We start from the raw sequence: 25105 nt of genomic DNA, 5'->3' as shown, positions 1-25105 counted from the left end.
GCCCGCCATGGCGATCCACCTCAACCGCCGCAGCTTCCTGCGCCACAGCGCAGTGCTCGGCCTGGCCGCAGGCGCCGTCTCCGCGCTGGCCGGCAGCAGCGAAGCCTTGCGCGTCTGGCGCTACAAGGGCCAGGCCGCGAGTTTTCTTGCCGATGCCGGCCAGGCCGGCACGCCCTACCCCGTGGACTGGGTGGATATCCCCGGCGGCGCCATGGTTCTCGAAGCCTTCGCCAGCGCCAGCCTCGACTACGCCTTCATGAGTCCGGTGCTGCCGCTGTTCGCCAGTGCCGCCGGCAACCCGCTGGTGCTGATTGCCAGCTATCAGGGCGAGCAGAACCGCAGCGCCCTGATCGTCAAGCGCGAGAGCGGCATCCGCACCCTCGCCGACCTCAAGGGCAAGCGCATCAGCTTCGTGCGTGCCACCGACACCCACTACCTGGTGCTCAACCTGCTGCGCGACAACGGCCTGGGTCTCGCCGATATCCAGGCCCGGCCCATGCCGGCGCGGGATGCGCTGGTCGCCTTCCAGAACGGCCATCTCGACGCCATCGTCGCCGGCGGTATCGGCGCGTTGCAGGCCCTCGCGCAGATGGACGGCCAGGTGCTGGACGAAGCCAGCCGCTACCAGTGCGGCAACTACTTGATCGCCACCAGCGCCAGGGTGCTGGAGCAGCCAGGCAGGCAGGCGCAGATCGCCGACTTTCTCGAACGCGAGCGCGCCACCTGGGACTGGGTGGAGCGCAACCCCGAGGCCTGGGCCGAGCGCAACGAAGCCCTGACCGGGATTTCCCGCACGCTCTACCTGCAACAGTTCAACCAGCGCCAGCGCCCCTGCCGGCTGCTGCCGGTGAGCGAAGAGGACATCGCCGCCCAGCAGCGCATCGCCGACCTGTTCCACGACAGCGGTTTGCTCAGGCAACCACTGGCGGTCCGCGACTTCTGGGACCGGCGCTTCACTTCCTTGCTCAGCGGCCAGGGATCCGCCGCGGCATAAGCGTACCGGCGCGCGCCGGACGAGACACAGGCATGCCAGACCACGGGAGCAATGGACCTCCCGCGGGCCCGGCCATGCCTGGAAAACCTGAAAGCAACCGATGAGAGCCCGTTCGATCGCACATCCAGGGCCTGACTGCCAATCGAACCCTTAGGAACCGTCATGAAGTCCGTATTCACCCCCTTGTCCATGGCCCCGGCGCTGCTTGCCGGCTACCTCTTCACCCCGCTGGCCCAGGCCGCCGACGACACCGCGCTGGGCACGGTGATCGTCACCGGCTCGCGTGGCAGCGAAGTGCGCACCGTCACCAGCAGCCCGGCGCCGATCGACGTGATCGATAGCAAGCAGCTTGAGCAGACCGGCTCCAGCAGCCTGCGCGAAGCCCTGCAGAAAACCCTGCCGTCGTTCTCCCAACGCCCCTCCGGCACCTCCAACGACAGCGTCGCCCGCCCCTACAGTCTGCGCGGCCTGAACGGCTCCAACGTGCTGGTGCTGGTCAACGGCAAGCGTCGCCACAACAGCTCGGTGATCAACCTCGACTCCACTGCCGCCTACGGCACCAACCCGGTGGACCTGGACCTGATCCCGGTCAGCGCCATCGACCATATCGAGGTACTGCGCGATGGCGCCTCGGCGCAATACGGTTCCGACGCCATCGCCGGGGTGATCAACATCATCCTCAAGCAGAACGACAACGGCGGCTCGGTCAGCACCCAGTACGGCGAGTACTACGAGAACGGCGACGGCGGCAACCTGCGCCAGACCCTCAACCAGGGTCTGGCCCTGGGCGACAACGGCGGCTTCTTCAACTACGCCCTGGACGCCAAGTCGGTGCAGACCGCAACCCGCTCGCGGGAGGCCACCGGCAACCTGTACTTCGCAGGCGACCCGCGCAACGCCACCGCCGACCGCGAGGTGCAGAAGAACGGCCTGCCGAAGATCAAGGCGATCAACCTGTCGTACAACGCCGAGCTGCCGGTGAGCGACGACCTGACCCTGTATTCCTTCTCCACCGTCAGCCAGCGCGATGCCAAGGGCGGGCAGAACTACCGCCGGCCCAACTCGACCAACATCATTCCCGAGATCTACCCGGACGGTACCGCGCCCTTCTACACCCTCAAGGAAACCGACTACCAGGCCGCCGCCGGCGGCAAGGGCGAGCTCGCCGAGTGGCACTGGGACCTCAGTTCCACCTTCGGCCGCGCCAAGAGCCAGGCCGGCGCCGACGAAACCCTCAACGCCTCCCTCGGCCCGACCAGCCCGACCCATTTCGACACCTACACCAACACCTTCGACCAGTGGACCAACAACCTCGACCTGACCCGTGCCTTCGAAGTCGGACTGAGCAAGCCGCTGCAAGTCTCATGGGGTCTGGAGCATCGTCACGAGCGCTACAAGACCGAGTCAGACGATCCGCTGTCCTACATCAATGGCGGTTATATCTACCCCAGCGGACCACTGGCCGGGCAGCCCGGCTCAGTGGGCGCCCAGGGCGCGATCACCCTGACCCCGGAGGATGCCGGCCAGGCCAGCCGCAACAGCTACGCCAGCTACCTCGACGTCGGCCTCAACCCCACCGAGAAGCTGTACCTGGGCGCCGCCGCGCGCTTCGAGAAATACGACGACAGCAGCGGCAACACCCGCAGCGGCAAGCTCACCGCGCGCTATGACTTCACCCCGACCTTCGCCCTGCGCGGCACCGTCAGCAATGGCTTCCGTGCCCCGTCACTGTCGCAGTCGGTGTATGCCCAGACCGCCAACCAGTACACCACCGTCAATGGCGTCGCCCAGTTCGTCGAAGCCAAGACCGCACGGGTCGATTCGGCCCTGGCTCGGGCCCTGGGCGCCGAGGACCTGTCCCCGGAAAAATCGCGCAACATCAGCCTCGGCCTGACCTGGCAGCCACTGCCCCAGGCCAGCGTGACCCTCGACGCCTACCAGATCGAGATCCGCGATCGCATCGCCCTCACCGGCTTCCTCTACGGCAACGGCGTCGACCAGGCCCTGGTCGCTAACGGCTACAAGCCTGGCTACCGCATCAAATACTTCACTAACGCCGCCGACACCACCACCCGCGGCATCGACCTGGTGGCCGACTACCGGGTCGACTATGGCCGCTTCGGCCAGGTCAAGTACGGCCTCGGCGCCAACTACAACAAGACCGAGATCGACGACATCAAGCAAACGCCTGGCGCGCTCAAGGCCGCCGGCAACAACCTGGAGCTGTTCGACCGCGTCGCCCAGGGCTACCTCACCGTGGCCAACCCCAAGACCAAACTGATCCTCAGCGCCAACTGGCAGATCGAGCGCTTCACCATCAACGCCGCCGTGACCCGCTACGACAAGGTCACCGCCCGCGACGCCAACCCTAACTACGACGTGACCTTCGGCGCCAAGTGGCTGACCGACCTGGAAGTGGCCTACGCCCTGACCGATCACTTCGATATCGCGGTGGGCGCCAACAACCTGTTCGACGTACGCGCCGATAACGCCGCGTACCCGGCGGGCGACGTCAACGGCTTCCCGAAATTCGGCTCGATCTCGCCGTTCGATCCCTATGGCGGCTTCTGGTACACGCGCATCGCCTACAACTTCTGACCCCCACCGACCACCGCGCCCGCCGTCGTCGGCGGGCGCCAGGAGAAACCCCATGAGCCATGGCCAGTTCGTCCTCGGCGCGTTCATCCCCGGTACCCTCAGCGGCAGCGCCTGGCGCCTGCCGGAAGCGCCGCTGGACACCTTCAAGAGCCTTGCGCACTACCAGTACATCGCACGCAAACTGGAGGCCGGGCGCTTCCATTCGCTGTTCTTCAACGACACCCTCGACGTCAAGCTCGACCTGGCCCTGCAGCGCGGGCCCAACAGCGTGCGCTGGGACCCGCTGATCCTGGCCCCGGCGCTGGCCACCAGCACCCGCCATATCGGCCTGATCGCCACCGCCAGCACCACCTACAACGAGCCCTACAACGTGGCGCGCAAATACGCCTCGCTGGACCAGCTCACCGGTGGCCGTGCCGGCTGGAACCTGGTCACCTCCCTCGGCGGAGGCGAGAATTTCAACCGCCAGGACCATGTCGAGCACGACGACCGCTACGCCCGCGCCGAGGAGTTCTACGACGTGGTCAGCGGCCTGTGGGACAGCTGGGCCAATGACGCCTTCGTCCAGGACAAGGCCAGCGGCACCTGGCTGGATATCGACAAGCTGCATGTGCTCGACCACCAGGGCGAGCACTTCCAGGTACGCGGCCCGCTCAACGTGGCGCGCTCGCCCCAGGGCCATCCGGTGGTGGCCCAGGCCGGCGCCTCGGTGGCCGGCAAGCGCCTGGCGGCACGGGTCGGCGAGCTGATCTTCACCGCCCAGCACACCATTGAGCAGGGCCGGGCCTTCTATGCGGAAACCAAGCAGGCGGCCGCCGGCTTCGGCCGTGGTGCCAACGAGCTGAAGATCCTCCCCGGCGTGTCTCCGGTGGTGGGCAAGACCCTCGCCGAAGCCCAGGCCAAGTACGACCGCCAGCAGGAACTGCTGGAACCCAAAGCCTTCCTCAGCTCAATTTCGAAGTTCGTCAGCCTCGGTTACGACCTCTCCGAACTGCCCTTCGACGAGGTGGTGCCGCTGCCCCCGGAAAGCTTTACCACCAACACCCACCAGAGCCGGCAGAAGCTGGTGTTCGACCTGATCCGCCGCGAGCGCCCGACGGTGCGCCAGCTGTTCAACCAGCTCACCTCCGGCGGCCATCGCATCCTGATCGGTACCCCTGAAAGCATCGCCGACGACCTCCAGGCCTGGTTCGAGGCCGGCGCCGCCGACGGCTTCAACATCATGTTCAGCGGCCTGCACTCGGCCATCGACGACTTCGTCGACGGGGTGGTGCCCGAGCTGCAACGCCGTGGCCTGTTCCAGCGCGAATACGCCGGTACCACGCTGCGGGAAAACCTCGGCCTGCCCTACCGCGCCAACCGGTTCTTCTGAGGAGTGTCCATGATCCGACCCCTGGCAACGCTGACCCTCGCCCTGCTGCTGGCCGGCTGCGACGGCACGCCCGAGCAGGCGGCAAGCGCCGGCAACCCCGCGCAACCGCGCCATGGCGGGGTACTGCGGGTGGCCTTCGACGGCGACCCGAACTGCATCGACCCGCAACAGGCCGGCAACAACACCGCGCTCAACGTTGGCCGGCAACTGGTGGACTCGCTGACCGACCAGGACCCACAGAGCGCCGAGATCGTGCCCTGGTTGGCCGAGCGCTGGGAGGTCAGCGACGATTCGCGGCAGTTCACTTTCCACCTGCGCGAAGGCGTGACCTTCGCCGATGGCACTCCGCTCGACGCGGCGGCGGTCAAGGCCAACTTCGAGTCCATCCTCGCCCTCGGCGCCCTGGCGCAACTGGCCGGCACCTACCTGGCCGGGCTGGAATCGGTGGAGGTCACCGCACCGCTGAGCGTGCAGGTCACCTTCAAGCAGGCCAATGCCCAGTTCCTCCAGGCCAGCTCGACCATGAGCCTGGGCCTGTTGTCGCCGGCGACCCTCAAGCGCTCCGCCGAGGAACGCTGCCAGGGTGCTCTGGTGGGGTCCGGGCCGTTCACCGTCAACCGTTTCGAGCACAACAAGGTGGTGCGTCTCGACGCGCGGCCGGACTACGCCTGGCCCTCGTCCCTGGCCGGGCACCATGGTCGCGCCTGGGTCGACGCCATCGAGTTCCACATCCTGCCGGAGTCCGGCGTACGCCTGGGCAGCCTGCTGTCCGGGCAGATCGACGTGAACACCAGCGTGGCGGTGCAGGACGAGTCCGTGCTGCAAGACCAGGGTGTGCCGTCGATCAACCGGCCCAACCCGGGCATCGTCTTCAATCTGACGCCCAACGTCTCGCGGGCACCGCTGGACGAACTGGCGGTGCGCCAGGCGCTGAACAAGGCGATCAATCGCCCGCAACTGCAAGGCGTGATCTCGCGCTACCAGAAGCCCGCGACCTCGGTACTGGCCAGCAGCACGCCCTATTACCAGGACCAGAGCAGCCAACTGGCCTACGACCCAGACGGCGCCGCACGCCTGCTCGACCAGGCCGGCTGGCACAAAGGCGCCGACGGCTGGCGCCAGCGCGACGGCAAGCGCCTGGGCTTCAGCGTGGATTACTGGCAGGCCACCACGCCGGTGCTGGAACTGGTGCAACAGCAATTGCGCCAGGTCGGCATCGAGCTGCACCTGAACAAGTCCACCATCGGCCAGGTCACCGCCCTGCAGGCCGGGCAGAACTACAGCCTGTGGTTCTTCAACCTGACCCGCGCCGATCCCGACGTGCTGCGCACGGTATTCCTCGCCTCCGGGCGCAACGTCAACGTGCGTGCCCCCGGAACGGTGGATGCGCTGTTGCTGGACTCCGCCGCCAGCCTGGAGACGGCGAAGCGCGGTGCGCTGGTCCGGCAGGCCAGCAACGAACTGCTGGAGCAGGGCCTGGTGATCCCGCTGGTGGAGGCCGCCACGGTCACGGCGTTCCGCAACGAGGTACGCGGCCTGCACTACGAGGCCTCGACCCGCCTGCAGTTCTACGACACGTGGCTGGGAGGTCATTGACAATGAACACTTCGAGCCGATTCGCCTGGCGCCTGGCCCAGGCCGCGCTGGTGCTGTGGGCAGCGTTCAGCCTGTCCTTCGCCATTCTCTACGCGCTGCCCGGCGACCCGGTGGCGATCCTCCTGGCCCAGGGCGGCGAGCCGGGGCTGGCGGACCCGGTGAAAGCCGCCGAACTGCGCGCCCGCTACCACCTCGACGGCAGCCTCTGGCAACAGTACGGCGGCGCACTGTGGCGCGTGCTGCACCTGGACCTGGGCACCTCGCTGCAAACCGGCAAGCCGGTCAGCCAGGCCCTCTCCGCCGCCTTGCCGGGCACTCTGGCGCTGGCTGCGGCGGCACTGCTGATCGCCTTGCCGCCAGGCATCGGCGTAGCGCTGCTGGCGCAACGTTTCCGCTCGCGGGTGTTGCACAACGCCCCGGCCGTAGTGGTGTCGCTGCCGACCTTCTGGGTCGGTCTGCTGTTGCTGCAACTGTTCAGCTTCCGCCTGCACTGGCTGCCGGCCATGGGCGACCACGGCCTGGCCGGGCTGGTCTTGCCGGCGCTGACCCTGGCCCTGCCCTGCGCGGCGATGATCGCCCAGGTGCTGGGTCGCTCGATCGCCAGCGTCAGCCAGCAGCCCTTCGTCCAGGCCCTGCGCAGCAAAGGCGTCGGACCCTGGCGACTGCTGTGCGGGCATGTCCTGCACAACGCGGCGATCCCGGTGCTGAGCCTGACCGGCACCCTGCTCGGCAACCTGCTGGCCGGGGCGGTGGTCACCGAGACCGTGTTTTCCCGCGACGGCATCGGTCGCCTGGCCCAGGCCGCGGTGGCCAGCCAGGACATCGCCGTGGTCCAGGGCGTGGTCCTGCTGGCGGCGGCGCTGTATGTGCTGAGCAACCTGCTGGTGGACCTGGTCTACCCGCATCTCGATCCACGCCTGCGCCAACCGGAGCACCGAGCATGATCCTGCACGCCGTCCTTTCCCCGGGCCGTGTTGCCCGAATCTGGCCCGGGCTCCCCGTGGCACTGAGCCTGGTGCTGTTCCTGATCCTGCTGGGCTGGGCTTTCTGGCCCGGACTCTTCACCCGCCTCGATCCCCTGCTCGCCGATCCGACCCAGACCTTGCAGGCGCCTTCGGCGCAGCACTGGTTCGGCACCGATCACCTCGGCCGCGATCTCTACAGCCGCTGTGTGCACGGCGCAGCACTGTCGCTGCAGGCCACCAGCATCGCCGTGCTGATCGCCCTGGTCCTTGGCAGCCTGCTGGGCGGTATCGCCGGCTGGTTCGGCGGCTGGGCGGACCGGGTGCTGGCGGTGCTGGTGGAAGTGCTGATGGCGATCCCGGCACTGCTGCTGGCCATGGCCATCGTCACCGCGCTGGGCTTCGGCACCCTGGAAATCGCCCTGGCGGTGGGCCTGTCGTCGGTGGCAGTGTTCGCCCGCCTGGCCCGTGGCGAAGTGCTGCGCTGGCGCAGTCGGGTGTTCGTCGAGGCGGCGCGGGTGGTCGGCGTCGGCCCCTGGAGCAACCTCTGCCGGCATGTCCTGCCCCACGCCGCCGGGCCCTTGCTGGCCCTGGCCGCGCTGGAGTTCGCCAGTGCGGTACTGGCGGTATCGGCGCTGAGTTTCCTCGGCTTCGGCGCGCCGCCGCCGCAACCGGAATGGGGCCTGTTGATCGCCGAAGGGCGTAACTACCTGGTAGTGGCCTGGTGGTACACCACCCTGCCGGGGCTGGTGGTCGCCACGGTGGTTCTTGCCACCCAGCAACTGGCCCGCGGCCTGCAACGTCTGCAAGGAGAAGCGTCATGAGTTCACCACGGGTGCGTATCCGCCAGTTCGGCGTGGATTATCCGGGGGCGGCGCAGCCCGCCGTGACCGGGCTCGACCTGGAGATCGGCATTGGCGAGACCGTCTGCCTGGTGGGCGAGTCCGGCTCGGGCAAGTCCACCACCGCCGCCGCCCTGGCCGGGTTGCTGCCGGCGGGTGCGCGCCAGCAGGGGCAACTGTGGCTCGACGGGCAGTCGCTGGAGCAGTTCAGTGAACGCGACTGGCGCCAGCGCCGCGGCCGCCTGGTGGGTTTCGTGCCGCAGGATCCCGGAACCTCGCTGGACCCGGTGAAGACCATCGGCGAGCAGGTGATCGAAGCCATGACCGTGCACGGCGTGCGCAGGACCGAGGCGCGCCTGCGGGCCGTCGCGCTGTTGCAGGAGGTGGGGCTGCCGGCCCCGGAGCAGCAGCTGGCGCGCTATCCCCACCAGCTCTCCGGCGGCATGTGCCAGCGGGTGCTGATCGCCATCGCCCTGGCCAACGATCCACCGCTGCTGATCGCCGACGAGCCCACCAGCGCCCTCGATGTCAGCGTGCAGCGGCAGATCCTCGACCGCCTGCAGCAACTGGTGCGCGAGCGTGGCAGCAGCCTGCTGCTGATCACCCACGACCTGGCCGTGGCCCTCGACCGTGCCGACCGCATCCTGGTGATGCGCCATGGCCGCCTGCTGGAAAGCGGCACGCCGGCACAACTGTGGCATGCGCCGCGGCATCCCTATACCCGGCAGTTGCTGCAGGCCTCGCCGCTGGCGCGGTTGCAGCAACGGCGTGCCGCCCCGGTGGTCAGCCGGGAGGTGCCGTTGTTGCAGGTAACCAGCCTTCAGCGCTGCTTCACTCGGCAAGGATCGGCGGCAGTCGACGGGGTCAGCTTCAGCCTGCAACGGGGGACGACTACCAGCCTGGTGGGCGAGTCCGGCTCGGGCAAGTCCACTACGGCGCGGATCATTCTTGCCCTGGAACAGGCGAGTGCCGGCAGCGTGCGCTTCGACGGGCTGGAGGTGCTGGGAGCCGGTCGGCGCGAGTTGCACGGTTATCGGCGACGGGTGCAACTGGTCTATCAGAATCCCTATGCCGCACTGGATCCGCGCCATGACCTGCTGACGATCGTCAGCGAGCCGCTGCGTGCCTTCGGCATTGGCGAACGCCGGGATGACCGGCGGCGGGTGCTGGAATTGCTGGAACGGGTCGGTTTGCCGGGCGAGCTGCTGCACCGGCGTCCCGCGCAACTGTCCGGCGGCCAGCGCCAGCGCGTTGCCATTGCCCGGGCGCTGGCGGTGCAGCCAGAGTTGCTGGTGCTGGACGAGCCGCTGTCAGCGCTGGATGCGCCAGTGCAGGCGCAGGTGCTGGAGCTGTTGCAGCAACTGCAGAAGGACCTTGGGCTGACCTACCTGTTCATCTCCCATGACCTGGCGACGGTGCGCGGAATCAGCGACCAGGTGCTGGTGATGAGCCAGGGGCGGCTGGTGGAGGCCGGGCCGACCGAGCAGGTGTTCGAACGGCCGGCGAGCGAGTACACGCGGCGATTGCTGGAGGATATGCCGGGGCGGTTGGTGGTGAAGGGCGAGGAATTGCGCCTGGTCGGTGTGTAGCGTGCGGACGCCATCGCGGGCAATGCCCGCTCCCACAGGTCCACTGCCAGCCGCAGGATATCGGCTCGCCCCAGGCCTTGTGGAAATTGCCCCTTACGTAGGCCAGGCAATAGGCTTGCCGGCGCTTCGCGGTATGCAGGGCAACCCGATATTCGCAGCCCCGGTCGACGACCAGAAGCTGCTGAAAATACTACGCACGGTGATGCTCGAAAAACGGTACGTCAAATCCTCTGCAAGGCCTGGCCAGTAGCGGAGGCTAGCGAGCCGGCGCCATTATCGGTGCCGGGCTCAGATCCAGAGATCGTTCTGCGCCGTCCGCTCTCCCCCTTCATTCCCGGTGTTCAGCACTCCGCGCGGCTCGATCAGCATCAGCCGCACCTCCTTCTCGGCATACGGCTTGTGCTCCACGCCCCTGGGCACCACGAACAACTCGCCCGGCCCCAGGCGCACGCTGCCGTGGCGCATGTCGATACGCAGTTCGCCCTCCAGCACCAGGAAGGCCTCATCGGTGTCCTGGTGGTCATGCCAGATGAAATCGCCCTCGATTCGCACCACCTTGAACTGGTAGTCGTTCATCTCGGCGACCACCCGCGGGCTCCATTGCGCCTGGATCAGCGAGGCTTTGTGGCGCAGGTCGATAGGGGTGTCGGTGGTCATGCTTGGCTCCTCGTTGGTTGGAGCGGCAAGCCTAGCGAAGGGCCGGGACGAGCTTCTTGTACGATCCTGCAAGTTCCAGCCAGCGCGATGGTGGCAGACCGTAGCAGCGGGTGAAATGCCGGGTCATATGGCTCTGGTCATGGAAACCGGCGATCAGCGCCGCGTCCACCAGGGCAAAGCCGGCGAGGATCAGCCCACGGAAACGGTCGAGCCGGCGCAGGGTGACGAAACGATAAGGGCTGGTGCCGTAGAGCACGCGGAAATCCCGCGACAGGCTCCAGCGCTCGCGGCCGCTGGCGCGCTCCAGCATGTCCAGGGTGATGCTGGTGTCCAGGTGTTCGAGGATGAAGGCGCGGGCACGCTCGGCGGCCACGCAGTCCAGGCGCTTGCGCCCGCGGGGCTTGCCGGCCACCGCACGCAGGGCCATGGCCAGGTCGTAGAGCGCGTCCTCTTCTTCCATCGGCTCCAGCGGATGATCCATGGCCTGCACGAAGGCTTCGCTGGCGTGGTACAGGCGCGGGTCGGCGGACAGGCCGCCAGCGATGAACGGCAGCGGCTCGCCGCCCAGCGCCTGCTGGATCAGCGCGGGGTCGATATAGGCCATGCGATAGCGAAAACCGGCATCGGTGCCGGCCATGCCGTCGTGTACCTCGTCCGGGTGCAGGACCAGGGTGTTGCCCGGCACGCCGTGGCGCTGGGCGCCCTTGTAGCGGAAGCTCTGCACGCCAGAGAGGGTGCGGCCGATGGAATAGGTGTCGTGGCGATGGGGGTCGTAGCCGTGACCACCGAACCAGGCTTCGATGCGCTCGATACGGCCAGGTTCGGCGGTGCGCAAGACCCAGTCGGTTTTTACAGCGTCTTGCGGCATGGCCGCTCCGTCCAGAGTGAAGACCAAGGGCGAGGATATAACCTCAAGGGCCCCATCGCTGGCAAGTCAGCTTCCATAGGGTTCGCGGTGTACGCGGTCCTTGTGGGAGCTGACTTGCCAGCGATGGGGCCCTTGAGGCTAGCGAAGAAGTCCCTATTGAGCCGCATCCGGATCCAGGTCCGGATCCTCATCCCCATGCTTCTGCCCCAGGGGATCGATGTTCTGCGGATTGGCCGGATCCTGGCGCTGGTCGATGCCCGGCGCCGGAGCCAGTTGCAGCACTTCGCTGGTGTAGGCCCACTCCTTCTCGACAGCCGCCGGGTCGTCGTTCAGGTGCGTTCCGTAGCTCGGGATGATCTGCTTGACCTTCTCCTGCCAGGCCGACGACGCCAGGCGATCCTTGAACACCTTGGCCATCAGGTCGAGCATGATCGGCGGCGCGGTGGAAGCGCCCGGCGAGGCACCGAGCAGGCCGGCGATGCTGCCGTCCCTGGAGGTCACCACCTCGGTGCCGAGCTTGAGCACGCCGCCCTGGTTCTCGTCCTTCTTGATGATCTGCACCCGTTGGCCGGCCTGCCACAGGCGCCAGTCTTCCTTCTTCGCATGAGGGAAGTAGGTCTGCAACGCGGCAAAGCGGTCGTCGTCGTTCTGCATCAGCTGGCCGATCAGGTATTTCACCAGGTCGAACTCGCGCACGCCGACCCGCACCATCGGCCACACGTTGTGCACCGACATGCTGGCGAACAGGTCCAGCAGCGAACCTTCCTTGAGGAACCTGGTGGAGAAGGTGGCGAACGGGCCGAACAGGATCACCCGCTTGCCATCCAGCACCCGGGTGTCCAGGTGTGGCACCGACATCGGCGGCGCGCCGGTCGAGGCGATGCCATAGGCCTTGGCCATGTGTTTGAGGGCGATGTCCTGGTTGTCGGTGACCAGGAACGAACCACCCACCGGGAAGCCGGCGTAGTCCTTGGCCTCGGGAATCCCCGATTTCTGCAGCAGCGGCAGGGCCGCGCCGCCGGCACCTATGAACAGGAATTTGGTATCGGTGGTGCTCTTGCTGCCGTCCTTGAGGTTCTTGTACTCGACCCGCCACGAGCCATCGGCGTTGCGGGTGATGTCCTCGACCTCGCTGGACAGCTTGAGGCTGAAGTTCTTCTGCTGTTGCAGGTAGCCCACGTATTGCCGGGTGATCTCGCCGAAGTTGACGTCGGTGCCGATCGGGGTCCAGGTCACCGCCAGTTTCTGCTGCGGATCGCGGCCTTCCATCATCAGCGGCACCCACTTGGCGATCTGCGCGTTGTCCTCGGAATACTGCATCGGACGGAACAGCGGGCTGGCCTGCAGGGCCTCGTAGCGCTTCTTGAGGAAGCGGATATTGTCGTCACCCCAGACGAAGCTCATGTGCGGCGTGGTGTTGATGAACGAGCGCGGGTTCTTCAACACCCCGGCCTTGACCTGCCAGGCGAGGAACTGCCGGGTGATCTGGAACGACTCGTTGATCTCCACCGCCTTGGTGATGTCGATCTTGCCGTCCTTCTCCGGGGTGTAGTTCAGTTCAGCCAGGGCCGAGTGGCCGGTGCCGGCATTGTTCCAGCCGTTGGAGCTTTCCTCGGCGACCTTGTCCAGGCGCTCGACCATTTCCATCGACCAGCCCGGTTCCAGCTCGTTGAGCCAGATGGCCAGGGTCGAACTCATGATGCCGCCGCCCACCAGCAGCACGTCGACCTTCTTCGGCTCCGCCGCCTGGACGCTGGCGAGGCTGCAGGCCAGCGCGAGGCCGGTCAGTGCGCCCGTCCATTTGATCCGCATATTCATCTTCTCTCCCACGAGGCGCGCCTCGGTGTGATTGGCGTAGGTTCCCTGCCCGATGGACCGACTGCCCGCCCCTGGTTGCACGCAAGGCACGAGCTCGATGACAGACACGGACTTCGAGGCCCGCCATCGACGAACAGTTCAAAGGTTAGCTGAGACTCCCGGACCTGCCGGGGCCGGGCTTGCTTGTCAATATCACGAACGACGGACTCCGGCCTTTAGTTCGCTACCCGCCATACATCAAGAAATCCTGATGCCAGCCGAAGCATTCATGAATTTTTCCTGACGCGTACCCGGCATAACCTGCGACAGAACCTCGAGTGCCCACAGAGGCACCGGATCTCGATAACAACTCCAATACCTGCCGAGGATCCTCCATGTCCGTTCCCTCCAATCCCGACGAGCACCTGCTCGCCAGCCACGGCTACCGCCAGGAGCTGGACCGCGGCCTGAGCCTGTGGTCATCGTTTTCCGTGGGCTTCGCCACCATTTCTCCCGTGGTCGGCATCTATTCGGTGATGTCCCTGGGTGCCATCAGCGTCGGGCCGTCCTGGGTGTGGATCGTGCCGCTGTGCCTGTTGCTGCAACTAAGCGTGGCGCTGGTCTACGCCGAGCTGTCCTCGCAGTTTCCCCTGGCCGGGGGCTGCTACCAGTGGGTACGGCGCCTGGTGGGTGACCGCCTGGCCTGGTTCACCGGTTTCCTGTACCTCGCCGCCGCGCTGGCTTCGCTGACCACCGTGGCCTATCTCGGCGGCTTCTGGCTCGGCCTGCTGCTGTTCGACGCGCCGCCCTCGGCCAATGCCCAGGTGGCCTGCGCTGCGGCCCTGCTGGCGCTGGGCCTGGGGGTCAACCTGCTGGGCATCAACCCGCTGAAGTACTTCGTCAACGCCGGGATCTTCGCCGAGGCCATTGCCTCCATCGGCATCGGTGTGCTGTTGTTGCTGCTGTTCCGCAACCATTCGTTCGATCTGCTGTTTAGCAGCATGGGCGCGGAAAGTGCCTCCGGTGGCTCCTATGTCAGCGGCCTGCTGACCGCCATGGCCGTGTGCGGCTGGGCGTTCCTCGGCTTCGATGCCTGTTCGCAGCTGTCCGAGGAAACCACCGATGCGCGGGCGTCCACGCCTCGGGCAATCCTGCGCTCGATGCTGGTGGTGGGTCTGACCGTGATGCTCACCGCCTTCGCCGTGACCCTGTCGTTCAAGGACCCGGCCGCGGTGGTCAGCGGGCAGATCATCGACCCGGTGACTCCAGCGGTGACCGACGCCTTCGGCGCCTGGGCCGAGCGGCCCTTCGTCGCCATCGTGCTGATCGCCTTCGTCGCCTGTGTGGTCTCGGTGCAGACCTATATCGGCCGGGCCATCTTCGGCATGGCCCGCGACGGCATCCTGCCGGCCTCGACCCTGCTGCGCCGGGTGGACCGGCGCAAGGTGCCCATGGCAGCGATGGTCTGCAGCACCCTGCTGGCCAGCCTCGGCCTCGGCCTGGGGCTCAACGCTACGGCGGTGGGCACGCTGATCGCCTTCGGCAGCGGTGGTTTCTTCTTCGTCTTCCTGATCGTCACCGTCAGCGCCCTGTATGCCCGCCTCAGCGGCCGCTGGGACCCGGCCAAGGGCGCCCTGCAACTGGGACGCAAGGGCCTGGCGATCAATGTCTTCGCGGTGTGCTGGCTGCTCTTCGAGGCGATCAACGTGGCCTGGCCACGGGAACTGCTGGCCCCGCCGGGCGCGCCGTGGTTCCAGGTGTGGGCGGTGGTGGTGGTGTTCTCGGCGCTGGCGCTGTTCGGCCTCGCCTACCTGCTGCTGGCCAAGCCCCATCGACGCATCGCCACCAGCCTCAGCTTCGCCGGTCGCACCGTCGACTGATCCCCTCCCCCTTGTTTCCCGCCCCTGTTCACCGGTGTCGTTGGCCGGCGGGGTGGGTTCGTGCTCGACAACAGGAATTGGCCATGTCCACGATCCACTACTGGAACTACCCCACCGAAATCTTCTGCGGCGCCGGCGCCCTCGACCTGCTGGCCCAGCGCTGCGCCCTGGCCGGCATTCGCCGACCACTGCTGGTGACCGACCCCGGCATGCTTGACCTGCCGCCCCTGCAGGCAGTACGCGAGCACCTGCTGGCCGCCCGCATCGACTACGCGCTGTTCCACGGTCTGTCCGGCAACCCCAGCCTCGACGAAGCCCGTGCCGGCGTGGCGGTGTTTGCCGCAGGCGAGCACGACTCGCTGATCGCCCTGGGTGGCGGCAGCGCGCTGGACGCGGCCAAGGGCATCGCCCTGCTCAGCCGCGATCCGCAGGGACTGGAGCGCTTCGAATGGGCGCAGATGCTGGAACACTACCCGACCCTGGGCGACTACCCCGCACTGGGCCTGCCGCCTCTCGTGGCGATCCCGACCACCGCCGGCACCGGCTCGGAACTGGGTCGCGAGGCCGTGCTGACCGACACCGTGCACGGGGTGAAGAAGGTCATCGGCCACCGCGAACTGCTGGCCCGCAGCGTAATCCTCGACCCGCTGCTGACCACCGGCCTGCCGGCGAAGCTCACCGCCGCCACCGGGATGGATGCCCTCACCCACCACCTTGAAGCGCTGTTTTCGCCGCTGTGCCATCCGATGTCGGCAGGGGTTGCCGTGGAGGGGGTGCGGCTGGTCAAGCTGCACCTGGAGAATGCCGTGCGCGATGGTAATGACCTGGTGGCGCGGGAAGGCATGCTGATCGCCTCGTCCAGCGCCGCCGTGGCCTTCCAGAAGGGACTGGGTGGCGTGCATGCCCTGGCCCATCCGCTGGGCGCACGGCATCACCTGCATCATGGGCTGCTCAATGCGGTGCTGCTGCCCTATGTGCTGGTGGCCAATCGCAGTGCCATCGAAGGCGATGCGGCGCGGCTGGCGCGCTACCTGGAACTGGAGGATGCGAGTTTCGATGGCTTGCTGGCCTGGGTGCTGGAGTTGCGGGCACGGGTGGGGATTCCGTCGACCCTGGAGGCGTTGGGTTTGAATGGCGAGGATGCGGGTTGGGTCGGCGAGCAGGCGGTGGCGGATATCTCGTCGTCGCAGAGCAATACGTTGCCGCTGGTGGCGGCTGATTACGCGCGGATCTACAGGAATGCGGTGGCCGGGCACTTGAAACAAGGCCTGAAGACTGAACACAAGTACCTGTTGGAGGCGGCTTTCCAGCGATGAGGCCAGCATGACAAAGCGGTTGTCAGATCCGGCCAAATCGCTGGCAAGCCAGCTCCCACAGGGTCCAATGAAAACCTGTAACTTGAGCTGAACCCCTTAGACGGTCAGCCCGTGCACCGCCAGCAGATCTTCGACGAACGCCCGCGCCGCCTCGCTCTGCGGCCGGCCGTTGTAGGTGATCATGCTGTGCACCACCTCGTACTTCAGCCGCTCGGGCTGCAACGCGCGCATCCGCCCGCGCTCGAGCCAGATCTGCGCATAGTGGGTCGGCAGATAGCCCAGATGCGTCCCCGCAAGCACCGCATGGGCCACGGCTTCCATATGGTAGGCCGTGGCCCGGCTGCGTTCCGGGCGCAGCGGCAGTTCCTGGTTTTCCGGAAGAAAGCCGTGGCTGATCCAGTTGCAGGCGGCGATCCGCGCCAGGTCCGGTTCGGCCTCGGCGAACAGCGGATGACGATCGCCACAGAACACGCCGATCTCCTCGGTGTACAACGGCAGGTACTCCAGGCTCGGCCGCGAGCGGCTGAAATACGACACCGCCAGGTCCAGTTGCCCGTCGATCACCGCCAGCTCCAGCTCGGTCGGCGAGTTGACGTACAAATTCAACTGCACATCCTGCTCGCGCCCGTGGAAGCGCGCCAGCGCCTCGCCAAAGCGGGCCTGCGGCAGGGTCGCCACGTTGTCCGCCATGCCCACGTACAGATCGCCCACCAGGTTGCCGGACAGCGCCTGCGCTTCATCGCGGAACAGGCCGATAGCATCGAACATCGCCCGCGACGCATCGAGGATGCGCCGGCCCTTGGCGGTCAAACGGAAACCGCCCTTGCCGCGCTCGCACAGACGATAGCCCAGGCGTTTTTCCAGGCTGCCGATATGCATGCTGATATTCGACTGGCTCATGTTCAGCTCGGCCTGGGCCGCGGTGAAGCCGCCACAGCGCACCACGGTAGCGAAGATGCGCAGCAGGCGCAGGTCGAGGTCGGTGACGGTTCGGAGCATGGTCGGCGGTGCTCGGCAAAAGGGCTGTCAGTCTACCTGCCGCGTCGCCTGCCAGCACAGTAGCGAACCCACCACCACCAGCGCCGCCCCCTGCCAGAACTGCCCGCTCAGTTGCGCCCCCAGCCACAGTGCGGCGAAGGCCGAGGACAGCACCGGCGAGAAGTACGAAGCGGTGGCCAGCAAGGTCAGGTTGCCGCGCAGGATACCCAGGTTCCACAGCGCGTAGCCGCCGGCCATGGCCACGCCGGCGGCCAGCAGTTCCAGGCTGTTGCCCGGGGTGAAGGCCGGCAGGTGCTCGCTGCTGAGGGCGTACTTGATCCATAGCAGGCAGGACGTGATGAAGAAGAACAGCACCACCAGGTTCTGCCCGTTGGCATAGCGGCGGGTGACGTTGCAGTACAGGGCGAACGTGATCGCGCAGCTGAAGGCCAGGCCGTAGCTCAGCGGGTTGGAGCCGACATTGGCGAGGATCCGCTCCAGGGAAATGCCGTTGCCGCTGACCACCCAGACGATCCCGGTCAAGGCCAGCACGCTGCCCGGCACGATCAGCCAGCGGGCGCGCTGGCCGTTCATGAAGATGGCCAGGACCACCGTCAGGCACGGCCACAGGTAGTTGAGCATGCCGACTTCGATGGCCTGGTTGGCGTTGCTGGCAAAGCCCAGGGCCAGGGACAGGCAGATCTCGTAGGCGACGAACAGTGCGCTGCCGACCCACAGGTAGAGCCGCGGTACCGTGCGCAGCCGTGGGCGGCCGAGCAGCAGCACCAGCAGCACAGTGCCGAGGGAATAGATCAGCGCCGCGCCGCCGAGTGGACCGAACACCTGGCTGATGCTGCGGATCAGGCCGGAGGCGGTGCTCCAGAGCAGGATGGCGAGCAGGCCGTAGACAGTGGCCAGGCGCGCTCCGGTGACAGGCATGGGGTTCTCCCTGAAAAAGCGCCGAGTCTAACGGAAACCCATGCCCGGAAACCGCCCCTGAAAGACGCCGCGCAGAGCGGAAAATGACATTTAACTGTCGAGCCGGTCCGGTTTCGTCCACAAGGCCCATAGTTTGCGGATAAACGAATTTTCGACCACAGGAAGCTAGCAAAGTGCCACTTATCTTTCGATACTGACGACCAACAATCAAAGGAGTGATCGTGATGTCGCTTTCAACAATGGATTGGCTTGCAAAGTCGTTCATCGGCACGGCATTGGCAGGAGCGCTGCTGTTGCAAGGCTGTGCCGGTCCCTCAGGGTCGGCCACGCTGTACCGGATGCAGCAGGAAACGACCACCGACAGCAGCACCGGCAGGACAACCACCGAGGACAGGCTCGCCTCCACGTTCAGCAAACCCCCGGCCAATGCCAGTAACTGGATCAAGAAAACTGTCCCCGGCGTCGAGATGAACGGCGACGACGTGTACCAGATCTTCCTATCCGATGGTTTCTTCAAGTACCTGCCGGATTTCAGCGGCGTCAACGAAGTGGTGGTCATCGCCGAGTTCACCGAGGTCAGCTCGGGCACGAAAGGTGACACCATCACCACCGTGCTGGGTCCATTCAACGGTGTCGCCGACCGTACCCATTCCCCAGCCTTCAACAAGCTGCTGTATGGGCCGAAGAAGCTGGAGTCCGACCAGATCAGCGTGACCATCACGGTGCTGGAATACGACCAGGGTGAAAACGACAATGCCGCCGCCTTCCTCGACTTCATCACCTCGGCCGGCCAGGCGTTTTCCTTCGTCAATCCGGTAACCGCCACCGAGCGCGCGTTCACCAAGGAAATCGCCAAGACCCTGCTGACCCTGAACAAGGATGACGTCGTCCTGCGCACCACCTTCGACCTGGTCGGCAACGTCGGGACACTGTCGAGCCGGGAGCAGAACGGTTCGTTCGTACCACTGCTGGCAGGCGACTACGTCCTGATAAACAAGGAAGGCTGTTCGCTGGGCACCTGTTTCGGTTACCTGAGCAAGGACGCCACCACCTACAATCCGGTGGCCTACGTGGGCGATGCCCTGTTGTCGATTCCGGTGGCACTGCGTCGCGGACTGACCGACTCACCGGATGGCAAGGCCTTGAGCGACATCGACGCCACGCAGTTACGCAACGAAGGGCAGCGAGTCGTCCACCTCGACAATGGCAAGAAGGAAAACTACACCGACAAGACCTGGCTGACCCTTTCGGTGGTCCAGGGTGGTGATCCCAGCCTCTGGGAGAAGCGCAAGCTCCTGCTGAGCGCCGAGGAAGCCGTCCAGCGAATCGGCAAGTCCACAGGCACCGGCATCCAGAAGTCCACCGACTACGACGTCGCCCTTCGTGCAGTGGCGGCGGCACAAACCCAGGAACGCAGTCTCCAGGCACCGGTGAAGCTGGTAACCGGCTTCGATGACAAGGGCAACTACACCTTCGCCGCCGGCGCCAAGGAAATCTGCCTTGCCCACCCGGACAGCATCGACAGCAGCCGCCTCCAGGCGCATTTCTATCGCCTGATCGCCAACCAGCCCCCGCAGTTGCTGAGCGATATCACCGCCGCCAGCGGGCGATCGACACCGAACAATACCTGCTTCGACGCCAAAGCCACTGCCATGACCGCCGGGGACTACCAGGTCGCGCTGTTCTATCCCGTGAACGGCACGACCCAGGCCCAGACCTTGCGTTACAAGGTGAGCCAGTAGCTTGAGCCGTGCACCTTCTGAAATGTCCTGCTACGAGAACCCTGATGCAATACATCCCAAGATCGGTACCCCCGCCTTCGATTCTCACCGGCAGTGCTGCGCAGATGTACAGGGACGGTGCGGCCAGCTTCATGCGCCAAAGCGGTGAGCAACTGTCTCAGCATTCGCTGATGCGCTCCTCGCTGAACCTCGGCCACGAAAGCATGGCCAAGGCTCTGAACCAATTGTTCGGCGGTCGCTGCGCCTTCTGCGAAGCCGATACTCCCATCCAGCCGTACCGGTTGCGCCCGTTCGAAAACGCCCAACCCTACCAGGCTAGCGAGCACGCTCACCTGTATTACCTCTGGATGGACGCCGCGTGGCAGAACTTCTACGCCATCTGCTCGTCGTGCATGCCAAGCAATGCCGGGTATTTTCCGGTGTTCGGCAAGCGCGCTCCACTGCCCTCGGTGGACCGATTCGAGCAGTACGCCAAGGAAGGTACCGGTCTCTGGCCCAATTATCCGCTCAAGGAAAAGCCGGTCCTGATCGATCCCTGCGTGGACCAAGACCTGAAAAGGCATATCGGCGTCCGGACTGATGGCCGGCTAGTTGGTCTCAGCGAGCGTGGCGTGGTGACCATCGAGCACTTTTCCCTGAACGCCGAAGAGCGGGTGAACGAGAGGGCCGAAGCCTACTGGAATTACTTCCAAGACCTGTGCAACTGGGTCTGTCGTCCAGAATTGCAAGTTCTGCCGGGATTCTTTGACTTCTCCAACATAGCGTTCGCCGGTTCCTGGTACTTGCTGCTCCGGCGCCTGGCAGTCCTGCTGTGGGTGAAAAAAGGAGTACGGCCGCCACTGTCGAAGGGCCGCATCAAGCTGGTATTCAAATCACTACGCAAAACTCGTCAAGCCGACCAGCTTTTGCGCGACTGTTGGGCCAAGATCGAATCAGAGCCTCCAGAGCCGTATTCAGGTGTCCGCACCCAGGCCTCACTCCCGAGCGACGCGGCGGTCACACGCGTATTCATCGAAAATTTCAAGTTGATCGAGCACCTAGAATTCAACTTACCTGAGCCACGACCGATCACCAGCGAAGAACCAGAAGCACGTACCCCGGCACTGCTGGTGCTAGGCGAGAACGCCGCCGGCAAGAGTTCAATCCTCGAAGCCATCGCGCTGGGACTGTCCAGCGAAGCTACGATCGACTTGCTCGGACTCAGTGCAGAGCACTTCGTGCTCGATCCGCAACTGCTTGGCGCCCCGCCCCCTAAGACGAATCTTGCCGCGCGCATCGAAATCGGGCTTTCCGATCAGTCCCGGCGTGAATTGCACATCAAACACGGACACCCTCACCGCTCGACGTCGAACCACCAGCCTCCCGTCCCAGTGTTCGCCTACGGCGCCTTTCGCCAGTACCAGAACAAAAGCATCGACGGGGCAGGAAACTTCATCCATAACCTGTTCGACGGCGGGCTGCTGGCCAATCCGCAGGAATGGTTGCTGGGCCTGACGACCGACCGCTTCGCCATGGTCGCTCGCGCCCTGCGCCACATTCTGACGTTCGACAACGAATTCGACGTGATCACGCCTGACACCGAGCGTCAGCAATGCTTCATCGTCACAGCTCGCAACAGTGACCAGAGCGTACTCGCGCAAACAACCCTAGACGCCGCCTCCTCAGGCTTCCGCTCAGTGCTCGCCATGGTCTGCGACATCATGCGCGGCATGATGGACCGCGAGGTCTATCCCAATTTCGACAGCCTGGAAACCTCGCGCGCCGTGGTCCTGATCGACGAGGTCGAGGCCCACCTGCATCCACGCTGGAAGATGCAGATCATGCGCGGCCTGCGCCGGGCCCTGCCCAAGGTCACCTTCATCGTCACCACCCACGACCCTTTGTGCCTGCGTGGCATGGACGACGGCGAAACCGTGGTGCTGCGCAGGGTTCGGGTAGCGGAAGGGACCACTGCCGCAGGTCTGCCAATGCGGACCGAACTGGTCACCGACCTGCCGCCGGCCTCGGAGCTACGCGTCGAGCAACTGCTGACATCCGACCTGTTCCAGCTGCACTCCACCGACGATCCTGAAATGGAGCACGAGCTCGCTCATATCGCCGACCTGCTGGCCCTGGAAAAGCGCGACAAGGCACAGCAAGCCGTGGTCGACCGTTTCCAGAAGGACGTCATCTCGGCCCTGCCGATCGGCACATCCGAGGCCCATCGGCTCGTCCAGTCGGCCGTCGCCGAGTACCTTCAGGCGCGGGCGAATCCCACCACCGACCCGAGCAAGCCGACCCGCGAGGCGGTCAGGAAGCGCATTATCGAAGCACTGAAGGACTTGATCTGATGCGTCGCGTGACCAGGCCGAAAAACAGCGCCCCCGCAGGCCTCGACGCCCTCGACAAGAACGGCCACAGCGAGCGTGACCGGGCGCGGGCCCATCACAACAGCACTACGCCCCCAAAAGAAAGCTTCACCTACAAGGCCTACAAGCTGCAGGCGGTCAAGAACAAGCTCGCCGAGCTGTTCCACAACAAATGCGCCTATTGCGAGACCTTCTACAACGCCTCCGCGCCGGTGGACATCGAGCACTACCGGCCCAAGGGGTCGGTCAACGAAGCGCCCGGCCACACGGGATACTGGTGGCTGGCCATGAGCTGGGACAACCTGCTGCCCAGTTGCATCGACTGCAACCGCCGCCGCAAGCAACGCCTTGTGAGCCTGTCGAGCAGCCTGGCGAAGCTGTACAGCCCCAACCCGGGCGGACGGGGCGGGATTCCCCTGGACTATGGCGGCAAGCACGACAGCTTTCCCATCCGTGACACCGGAACACGTCTCACGGCCGAGCAATACAACTACGCCGCCGAAGAAGCGCTGTTGCTCGATCCTACCCGCGACGACCCGAGCGACCACCTGCGCTTCCATGTCGACCATACGCTGCCCATCAGTCTCGTCCTGCCCGGTCGCGGGCCGGGTCACGACAGCGACCGTGGCGCCGTTTCGATCCACACCTATGGCCTGAACCGCCTCGGCCTGGTCCAGGAGCGCACGCGCCTGCTGCGTCACCTGCACCTGCTCGGCGAGCTGGTGGTCGAGCTTGGCGACATCATCGAAGACCTGGCACCCCTGACCGACCCCACGGTGCTAAAGGCCCGCAAGCGTCTGCAACTGATGCAGGACCGGTTGTTCCAGGAAATCAAGGGCATGGCCGCCGACGACGCGCCCTACTCCGTGATGGTCAAGACCTGGCTCAAGCAATACCTCGCCCACCTCTGACGGGATCGACGAACGCGGGCAACCAACCGCTTCGCCTGTGGTCTGCATGTTCAACGGCCGCCGGACTGCCCGGCGGCCCGCTGAACGACACCCGTCAAGGACCTGCCCGTGCCGAACACCCCCACCCGCGTCGACGACTCCTCGACAGCTGACCTCTCCAGCCATCCCAAGGACATCTTCTTCGCAGCGGTGGAAACCACGCGCATGCCGATGATCGTCACCAACCCGAATGCCACGGACAACCCGATCATCTTCGCCAACCAGGCCTTTCTCGACATGACCGGCTACACCTCGACGGAAATCGTCGGACGCAACTGTCGCTTCCTCCAGGGCCCGGACACCGACCGCGAGGTGGTCGACTCGATCCGCGAAGCCATCGAGGGCCGCTACGACTTCTCCACCGAGATACTCAATTACCGCAAGGACGGCAGCAGCTTCTGGAATGCCCTGTTCATCTCGCCAATCTTCAACGAGGCCGGCGAGCTGATCTATTTCTTCGCCTCGCAGCTGGATGTCAGCCGCCGCCGCGACGCCGAGGATGCCCTGCACCAGTCGCAGAAGATGGAGGCGCTGGGACAGTTGACCGGCGGCATCGCCCATGACTTCAACAACCTGCTGCAGGTCATGGGCGGTTACATCGACCTGATCCGCAGCGCCGCGGAAAAACCCGAGCCGGACCTCGATCGCATCCGCCGCAGCACCCTCCACGCCCGTTCCGCCATAGACAAGGCGAGCACCTTGACCAAGCAACTGCTGGCCTTCTCGCGCAAGCAGAAGCTGCAAGGCCGGGTGCTCAACCTCAACCAGCTGGTGGAGACCGTGCAGTCGCTGGTCAACCGCACCTTCGGCGCCGGCGTGCAGGTGGACTATGACCTGGAGCACGGCCTGAAGAACTGCCGGATCGACCCGACCCAGGCGGAGATGGCCCTGCTCAATATTTTCATCAACGCGCGGGACGCCCTGATCGGCCGCCCGCAGCCCCACGTGTCCATCGAAACCCGCAACGTCACCGTGCGTGACCTCGTCACCTCCTACGACGGCCTGCTGCCCGGCCAGTACGTCAGCCTGGCGATCACCGACAACGGCATCGGCATGCCGGCGAGCATCCGCGACCGGGTCATGGACCCGTTCTTCACCACCAAGGAGGAAGGCAAGGGCTCCGGGCTCGGCCTGTCCATGGTCTATGGCTTCGCCAAGCAGTCCGGTGGCGCCGCACGGATCTACACCGAGGAAGGCATCGGCACTACCCTTCGCCTGTATTTCCCGGTAGACAGCGGCGCCCTGCTACCCGTGGAGCGACGCCCTGCGCCGGACTCCCGGCACGGCTCGGAAAGCATTCTTATCGTCGAAGACCGCCCGGATGTTGCGGAGCTGGCCAAGATGGTCCTGGAAGACTACGGCTACCACGCCGAGATCGTGCTCAACGCCCGTGAAGCGCTGAAACGCTTCGAGGCCGGCGAACGCTACGACCTGCTGTTCACCGACCTGATCATGCCCGGCGGCATGAACGGCGTGATGCTCGCCCGCGAAGTGCGTCGCCGCCATCCCGTGACCAAGGTCCTGCTGACCACCGGCTACGCCGAGAACTCCATCGAGCGCACCGACATCGGCGGCTCGGAATTCGAGGTAATTTCCAAGCCTTACCTGCCCCATGACCTGGCGCGCAAGGTCCGCCAGGTGCTGGACTCGAAGGGTGGCGTGGCCTGAGGAAAGATT

At 65.6% G+C, this 25105-nt stretch carries 18 protein-coding genes; 13 read left to right on the top strand and 5 right to left on the bottom strand.

Going from position 1 to position 25105, the window contains the following annotated elements; translation table 11 throughout:
- The first annotated feature begins 7 nt into the window (after positions 1-7).
- The 7 genes from AC5QPF_RS13865 (at position 8) to AC5QPF_RS13835 (ending at position 9953) form a co-directional block, all read left to right on the top strand.
- Positions 8-994, top strand: coding sequence for an ABC transporter substrate-binding protein (locus AC5QPF_RS13865; RefSeq protein ID WP_494963765.1), 987 nt, complete (start codon positions 8-10; stop codon positions 992-994).
- Positions 995-1156: 162 nt separating this feature from the next.
- Positions 1157-3592 (top strand): TonB-dependent receptor domain-containing protein, encoded by a 2436-nt coding sequence (locus tag AC5QPF_RS13860; protein ID WP_494963764.1) that lies wholly within the window; start codon positions 1157-1159, stop codon positions 3590-3592.
- Positions 3593-3644: 52 nt separating this feature from the next.
- Positions 3645-4964 (top strand): NtaA/DmoA family FMN-dependent monooxygenase, encoded by a 1320-nt coding sequence (locus AC5QPF_RS13855; RefSeq protein WP_494963763.1) that lies wholly within the window; start codon positions 3645-3647, stop codon positions 4962-4964.
- Between the two features lie 9 nt (positions 4965-4973).
- Entirely contained in the window at positions 4974-6560 is a 1587-nt protein-coding gene (locus tag AC5QPF_RS13850; RefSeq protein ID WP_494963762.1) for an ABC transporter substrate-binding protein, read from the top strand.
- Between the two features lie 2 nt (positions 6561-6562).
- Entirely contained in the window at positions 6563-7504 is a 942-nt protein-coding gene (locus tag AC5QPF_RS13845; protein WP_494963761.1) for an ABC transporter permease subunit, read from the top strand.
- Positions 7501-8346: an ABC transporter permease subunit gene (locus AC5QPF_RS13840; RefSeq protein ID WP_494963760.1), complete on the top strand. Its 846-nt coding sequence runs from the start codon at positions 7501-7503 to the stop codon at positions 8344-8346. The genes AC5QPF_RS13845 and AC5QPF_RS13840 overlap by 4 nt, the downstream gene beginning before the upstream one ends.
- Complete coding sequence (locus tag AC5QPF_RS13835) at positions 8343-9953, top strand: dipeptide ABC transporter ATP-binding protein (protein ID WP_494963759.1); 1611 nt, start codon at positions 8343-8345, stop codon at positions 9951-9953. Before AC5QPF_RS13840 ends, AC5QPF_RS13835 begins: the two co-directional genes overlap by 4 nt.
- A 288-nt stretch (positions 9954-10241) precedes the next feature.
- Here AC5QPF_RS13835 and AC5QPF_RS13830 read toward each other — a convergent pair whose 3' ends face one another.
- The 3 genes from AC5QPF_RS13830 to mqo form a co-directional block, all read right to left on the bottom strand.
- On the bottom strand, positions 10242-10610 hold the full coding sequence (locus tag AC5QPF_RS13830; RefSeq protein ID WP_494963758.1) for a cupin domain-containing protein: 369 nt from the start codon (positions 10608-10610) through the stop codon (positions 10242-10244).
- Between the two features lie 31 nt (positions 10611-10641).
- Positions 10642-11478, bottom strand: a complete 837-nt coding sequence (locus AC5QPF_RS13825) for an AraC family ligand binding domain-containing protein (RefSeq protein ID WP_494963757.1) — start codon at positions 11476-11478, stop codon at positions 10642-10644.
- 153 nt (positions 11479-11631) lie between these two features.
- The gene (gene mqo, locus AC5QPF_RS13820; protein WP_494963756.1) at positions 11632-13296 is read right to left on the bottom strand and encodes a malate dehydrogenase (quinone); all 1665 of its coding nucleotides are present in this window, start codon (positions 13294-13296) and stop codon (positions 11632-11634) included.
- Positions 13297-13670: 374 nt separating this feature from the next.
- On the opposite strand from mqo, the gene AC5QPF_RS13815 reads away from it, so the two are divergent.
- Complete coding sequence (locus tag AC5QPF_RS13815; RefSeq protein WP_494963755.1) at positions 13671-15155, top strand: amino acid permease; 1485 nt, start codon at positions 13671-13673, stop codon at positions 15153-15155.
- A gap of 83 nt (positions 15156-15238) precedes the next feature.
- Complete coding sequence (locus tag AC5QPF_RS13810; RefSeq protein ID WP_494963754.1) at positions 15239-16471, top strand: iron-containing alcohol dehydrogenase; 1233 nt, start codon at positions 15239-15241, stop codon at positions 16469-16471.
- A gap of 96 nt (positions 16472-16567) precedes the next feature.
- On the opposite strand, the gene AC5QPF_RS13805 is transcribed toward AC5QPF_RS13810, so the two are convergent.
- Both AC5QPF_RS13805 and yddG read right to left on the bottom strand, forming a co-directional pair.
- Positions 16568-17470 (bottom strand): LysR substrate-binding domain-containing protein, encoded by a 903-nt coding sequence (locus tag AC5QPF_RS13805; protein WP_494963753.1) that lies wholly within the window; start codon positions 17468-17470, stop codon positions 16568-16570.
- A gap of 27 nt (positions 17471-17497) precedes the next feature.
- Positions 17498-18388 (bottom strand): aromatic amino acid DMT transporter YddG, encoded by an 891-nt coding sequence (gene yddG, locus AC5QPF_RS13800; protein WP_494963752.1) that lies wholly within the window; start codon positions 18386-18388, stop codon positions 17498-17500.
- 224 nt (positions 18389-18612) lie between these two features.
- Here yddG and AC5QPF_RS13795 point away from each other — a divergent pair, with 224 nt between their 5' ends.
- From AC5QPF_RS13795 to AC5QPF_RS13780, 4 genes are all read left to right on the top strand, one after another.
- A complete protein-coding gene (locus tag AC5QPF_RS13795) occupies positions 18613-20130 on the top strand; it encodes a hypothetical protein (RefSeq protein ID WP_494963751.1) in 1518 nt (505 codons plus the stop codon).
- Between the two features lie 44 nt (positions 20131-20174).
- The gene (locus AC5QPF_RS13790; protein ID WP_494963750.1) at positions 20175-22460 is read left to right on the top strand and encodes an AAA family ATPase; all 2286 of its coding nucleotides are present in this window, start codon (positions 20175-20177) and stop codon (positions 22458-22460) included.
- Positions 22460-23389 (top strand): HNH endonuclease family protein, encoded by a 930-nt coding sequence (locus AC5QPF_RS13785; protein ID WP_494963749.1) that lies wholly within the window; start codon positions 22460-22462, stop codon positions 23387-23389. The genes AC5QPF_RS13790 and AC5QPF_RS13785 overlap by 1 nt, the downstream gene beginning before the upstream one ends.
- A gap of 108 nt (positions 23390-23497) precedes the next feature.
- Complete coding sequence (locus AC5QPF_RS13780) at positions 23498-25096, top strand: histidine kinase famiy protein (protein WP_494963748.1); 1599 nt, start codon at positions 23498-23500, stop codon at positions 25094-25096.
- Positions 25097-25105 lie beyond the last annotated feature (9 nt).

The organism is Pseudomonas sp. Con_6 (genome assembly GCF_059379395.1).
The sequence above is the reverse complement of the archived record's forward strand: the minus strand, read 5'-3'. Positions and strand labels throughout refer to the sequence as shown.

What these genes read in the sequence shown, in the direction of transcription:
- AC5QPF_RS13835 (WP_494963759.1), top strand. Translation starts at nt 8,343, where the DNA reads ATGAGTTCACCACGGGTGCGTATCCGCCAGTTCGGCGTGGATTATCCG.
- AC5QPF_RS13855 (WP_494963763.1), top strand. Translation starts at nt 3,645, where the DNA reads ATGAGCCATGGCCAGTTCGTCCTCGGCGCGTTCATCCCCGGTACCCTC.
- AC5QPF_RS13830 (WP_494963758.1), bottom strand. Translation starts at nt 10,610, where the DNA reads ATGACCACCGACACCCCTATCGACCTGCGCCACAAAGCCTCGCTGATC.
- AC5QPF_RS13790 (WP_494963750.1), top strand. Translation starts at nt 20,175, where the DNA reads ATGCAATACATCCCAAGATCGGTACCCCCGCCTTCGATTCTCACCGGC.
- yddG (WP_494963752.1), bottom strand. Translation starts at nt 18,388, where the DNA reads ATGCCTGTCACCGGAGCGCGCCTGGCCACTGTCTACGGCCTGCTCGCC.
- AC5QPF_RS13845 (WP_494963761.1), top strand. Translation starts at nt 6,563, where the DNA reads ATGAACACTTCGAGCCGATTCGCCTGGCGCCTGGCCCAGGCCGCGCTG.
- AC5QPF_RS13850 (WP_494963762.1), top strand. Translation starts at nt 4,974, where the DNA reads ATGATCCGACCCCTGGCAACGCTGACCCTCGCCCTGCTGCTGGCCGGC.
- mqo (WP_494963756.1), bottom strand. Translation starts at nt 13,296, where the DNA reads ATGAATATGCGGATCAAATGGACGGGCGCACTGACCGGCCTCGCGCTG.
- AC5QPF_RS13860 (WP_494963764.1), top strand. Translation starts at nt 1,157, where the DNA reads ATGAAGTCCGTATTCACCCCCTTGTCCATGGCCCCGGCGCTGCTTGCC.
- AC5QPF_RS13810 (WP_494963754.1), top strand. Translation starts at nt 15,239, where the DNA reads ATGTCCACGATCCACTACTGGAACTACCCCACCGAAATCTTCTGCGGC.
- AC5QPF_RS13865 (WP_494963765.1), top strand. Translation starts at nt 8, where the DNA reads ATGGCGATCCACCTCAACCGCCGCAGCTTCCTGCGCCACAGCGCAGTG.
- AC5QPF_RS13785 (WP_494963749.1), top strand. Translation starts at nt 22,460, where the DNA reads ATGCGTCGCGTGACCAGGCCGAAAAACAGCGCCCCCGCAGGCCTCGAC.
- AC5QPF_RS13840 (WP_494963760.1), top strand. Translation starts at nt 7,501, where the DNA reads ATGATCCTGCACGCCGTCCTTTCCCCGGGCCGTGTTGCCCGAATCTGG.
- AC5QPF_RS13805 (WP_494963753.1), bottom strand. Translation starts at nt 17,470, where the DNA reads ATGCTCCGAACCGTCACCGACCTCGACCTGCGCCTGCTGCGCATCTTC.
- AC5QPF_RS13825 (WP_494963757.1), bottom strand. Translation starts at nt 11,478, where the DNA reads ATGCCGCAAGACGCTGTAAAAACCGACTGGGTCTTGCGCACCGCCGAA.
- AC5QPF_RS13815 (WP_494963755.1), top strand. Translation starts at nt 13,671, where the DNA reads ATGTCCGTTCCCTCCAATCCCGACGAGCACCTGCTCGCCAGCCACGGC.
- AC5QPF_RS13795 (WP_494963751.1), top strand. Translation starts at nt 18,613, where the DNA reads ATGTCGCTTTCAACAATGGATTGGCTTGCAAAGTCGTTCATCGGCACG.